Origin of the sequence: Dietzia sp. DQ12-76, assembly GCF_014145045.1 — a bacterium.
Classification (GTDB): Bacteria; Actinomycetota; Actinomycetes; order Mycobacteriales; family Mycobacteriaceae; genus Dietzia.
In genome coordinates, this window is record NZ_JAALDV010000191.1 from 1 (window position 1) to 3,746 (window position 3,746).

The following is a 3,746-nucleotide window of genomic DNA, read 5'->3' on the forward strand; positions in this document are numbered from 1 at the left end:
CACCAGGGCGACGGCGGCCCCCGTGCCCACCACCAGCCCGAGCAGCGCCTCGCGGCCGTCCGGGCCACCGATCCTGTCGGTCTGCACGGGCAGGAGGATCTGGAGCGGGCCGAACCACGAGGCGAAGACCGCCACGACGCCGAGGGTGAGCGCCAGGATCCACAGGGGACCCACGCGGTCGGCCGGTCGGGTCACCGCACGCGTTCCCAGTTGGCCGTCCACGCCTCGGCGCCGCCCATGAGCTGACGCTCCAGTTCGGGCCGGTCGGGCCCGGCCCGGTGCAGCAGGTCGGCCGCCCAGTCCGCGTAGAGCCCGTACTGGGCCACACCGTCGACGTTGAGGTCGTAGACACGGTCACCGAACCGCCACCGGTCCATCACCTCGCCGCTGAGCGCGGTGAACGGGTAGACCAGGGGATCGGTGGCCGCGCTGGGGCGCGCGTCCGCGAGGTGCGCCAGGCCGTTGACGTCCGAGCCGTAGCCATACCCGGCCCAGGGGCGGGTCGTGCCGGCGGTGTTGGCGCGCCAGGCCTCGAGGAAGCCGGTGTCGAAGGTCTCGGTCGCATCGGCGGGCCAGGCGAACGCGGCCACGAACCCGCCTTGTTCGTGCATGCGGCGCGTGATGCCCTGCGTGGCCCAGGTGTGGTCGGAGATGAGCCCCGTGTACCCCGACTCCGCGGCGATGTCGAGCGTCCGCGTGGCCGTCTTGACGCTCATGTGGTCGATGTTGATCACCATGCCGCGCGCCATCATCCCCCGCACGGCGTGCTCGCCGAGCGGGGTCAGTCCGCGGACGTTGCACAGTGGCGTCTCGGGATACACGGGCAATGCCGCTCCCGCGGGGGCGCCCCCGGTCACCGCCGCCAGCCCGTCAGCGACCGGGGTGCTCGCGATCGGCTGGTCGTGGTCCGCGTCGGGGCCGGTGCACGGCTCGGTCTCCCAGAACCGCTGGGTACCGATCTTGTTGCCCACGTTCACCGCCAGGCCCGCCAGGTCCTCGTCCATGCGGGCGCCGCCGAGGGCGTTGTCGAACTTGTGGACCGGGAACACGGTGGACACGCCCCACGAGGCGAATTCGTCGAGGCCGCGGTCGATGTCCTCGGCCGAACACAGCGGCACGTCGTTGACCATCCGGCAGCCGAACGGCTCGGACGCCTCGACGCCCACCGTCACCGCGAGCTTGCCCTGCGCGGCGATCGACCGGACCTCCTCGGGAGACCGTGCGATCCGGAACCAGCCCCGGCCGGGGCCGCCGTGCTCGGCGTCGATGTGGGCCTCCATCCGGTTCATGTAGTCGACCTGACGACGCAGCTGATCCATCTCGTCACACGAGTACGGCGAACCGATGAGCATCTCGCACAGCACCCGGTTGGCGACCAGGTAGTTGTTGAGCACCCGGAGGCCGCCCCGCCACGCGCGCTCGATACCGGTGTAATAGGCCTGCTCGTGCAACTGCGAGTTGGAGGCCGGCCACTGCGCGAACGTGGGGTAGCCCTGGGTGCCGCCCGGAACCGCGGTGCCGCCGAGGACCGACTCGAGCAGCGAGAAGTGTCCGAAGTCCGAGTGCGTGGGGCAGTCGGCCAGGGCCTGCGCCATCCCGCCGGGGGCGAAAGGCTCACCGCACCGTAGGGCGCCGCCGAACGCCTGGGAGGCGGCGATGTGCGCGTGGGCGTCCACCATGCCCCGGATCGGCGTGGCGGACGCCGCGGGCGCGGCCGTCAGCGGGACGGTCACCGCGACAGCCGAGAGCAGAGCCAGCGCCGAGCGCGCCCATCTGCCGGTGGTCGTGGACCTCGTGGTCGAACTGCCGTTTCCCATGGACGTGCCCCTCTCAGACGGCGCCCGCCGTGGGTCGGCGGGGGCGTCGGCGTGAAAGGGAGATTAACCAAGGTTCGGCCGTGGCACGGCCCGTTCCCGGAGATTTCTGGACAGCTGTTCAGAGTTGGGTTCGCACCGCTGGGGCGTGTGTGGCGGGAGCGTCAGTTGGTGTCCGCGACCAGCGGTTCTATGGTGAGGTGCTCCATCTCCTTGCTGATGTACTGCAGGCGCCACTTGTCGCCGAACAGAGCCAGGAGTTCACCGTCGGTGCGCTGGAACACCTCCACCCCGCGCTGCCGGCCGAGTTCGTCGGCGGAGGCGGAGTCGGTGCGGCGGGCGATGGAGTACGGCAGGCGGTCGACGACCACCTCGACGTTGAACTCGGCCTTCATGCGGGCGGTGACGACCTCGAACTGCATCGGCCCGACCGCCGCCATGACGGGGTTGGCATCCCCACGCGTGTCGTTGCGCAGGATCTGCACCACGCCCTCGGCGGCCAGCTGGTCGATGGCCTTACGGAACTGCTTGTACTTGCCCAGCGACTGCGCGCGCACCACGGCGAAGTGCTCGGGTGCGAACTGGGGAATCGGCGGGAACTGCACCTTCTTACCGGTGTAGAGGGTGTCGCCGGGTGCGAGGGCGGTGGCGTTGACAAGGCCCACGACGTCGCCCGGGTAGGCGGTCTCGACGGTCGTGCGGTCGCGGCCGAACACGGTCAGGGCGTACTTGGTGGTGAACGGTTTGGAGGACTGGGCGTGGGTGACCACCATCCCGCGCTCGAACTCCCCGGAGACCACGCGCATGAACGCGAGCCGGTCGCGGTGCGCGGCGTCCATGCCGGCCTGAACCTTGAACACCACCGCGGAGAACGGATCCGAGGTCTCCCGGGGTGCTCCCGTCACGGTCTCCCACGCGTGCGGCGGTGGGGCCAGTTCGACCAGCGCGTCCAGGATCTGGTGCACACCGAAGTTGAGCATCGCGGAGGCGAAGATCACCGGGCTCGTCTCGCCGGCCAGGTAGAGCTCCTGGTCGTGGTCCTGCCCCATGGCGGAGAGCAGTTCGGACTCCTCAACGGCCGTCTCCCACACCTCGCCCTCCCGCTGGGCGGCGGTGTCCGGGTCGTAGTGCTCCTCCGGGGCGATGGTCGATCCACCGGCGGTGCGGGTGAAGTGGATGTACTCCTCGGGCGCACCGTCGGGGCCGCGGCGGAGCAACCCCCGGTAGTCGCCGGCTATGCCGACCGGCATGAACAGCGGGGTCGGCACCAGGCCGATCTGCTCGGTGATCTCGTCCAGCAGCTCCAGTGGCGCCTGCCCCGGACGGTCCCACTTGTTGATCACCGTGATGATGGGCAGGCCGTTGTGCTTGCACACGCGGAACAGTTTGAGCGTCTGTGGCTCGAGGCCCTTGGCGGCGTCGATGAGCATCACCGCCGCGTCGACGGCGGTGAGCACCCGGTAGGTGTCCTCGGAGAAGTCGGCGTGGCCGGGGGTGTCGACGAGGTTGATGACGTAGGGCTCGTCGTCCTCGGCAGACCCGGAGGGCTTGTAGGTGAACTGCAGCGCGGTGGAGCTGACGGAGATGCCGCGGGCCTTCTCCATCTCCATCCAGTCCGACACGGTGGCCCGACGGCCGGATTTGCCGTGGACGGCACCGGCCTCGGTGATGACGCGCGCGTGCAGCGCCAGCGCCTCGGTGAGCGTGGACTTGCCGGCGTCCGGATGGGCGATCACCGCGAAGGTCCGGCGGCGTGACACCTCGGACGCGACGTGGCCGGACGCATCCGGACCGGACGGCCGTCCGGTGGTCCCGGTGTGCTCGGCGGTCTCGGTCACGCGTCCTCCTCGGTGCTCCGGCGGCCCTCGCCGTCGTCATCCCAGGGTACGTCCGTGCGCGGTCGAGCACCCAATCCGCGGGTGCGCCGCCCGG

Annotated in this window: 2 protein-coding genes and 1 pseudogene; all 3 read right to left on the reverse strand. The window is 70.6% G+C overall.

The annotated features are described in order from the left end of the window. Positions 1 to 195 (reverse strand): annotated as a pseudogene (locus G6019_RS07790) (MFS transporter); the annotation flags it as partial. Beyond that, positions 192 to 1,817, reverse strand: coding sequence for a hypothetical protein (locus G6019_RS07795; RefSeq protein ID WP_241725934.1), 1,626 nt, complete (start codon positions 1,815 to 1,817; stop codon positions 192 to 194). The gene G6019_RS07795 and the pseudogene G6019_RS07790, both read right to left, overlap by 4 nt. Positions 1,818 to 1,978: 161 nt before the next feature. Further along, positions 1,979 to 3,652, reverse strand: coding sequence for a peptide chain release factor 3 (locus tag G6019_RS07800; RefSeq protein WP_182627345.1), 1,674 nt, complete (start codon positions 3,650 to 3,652; stop codon positions 1,979 to 1,981). Between the last annotated feature and the right edge of the window lie 94 nt (positions 3,653 to 3,746).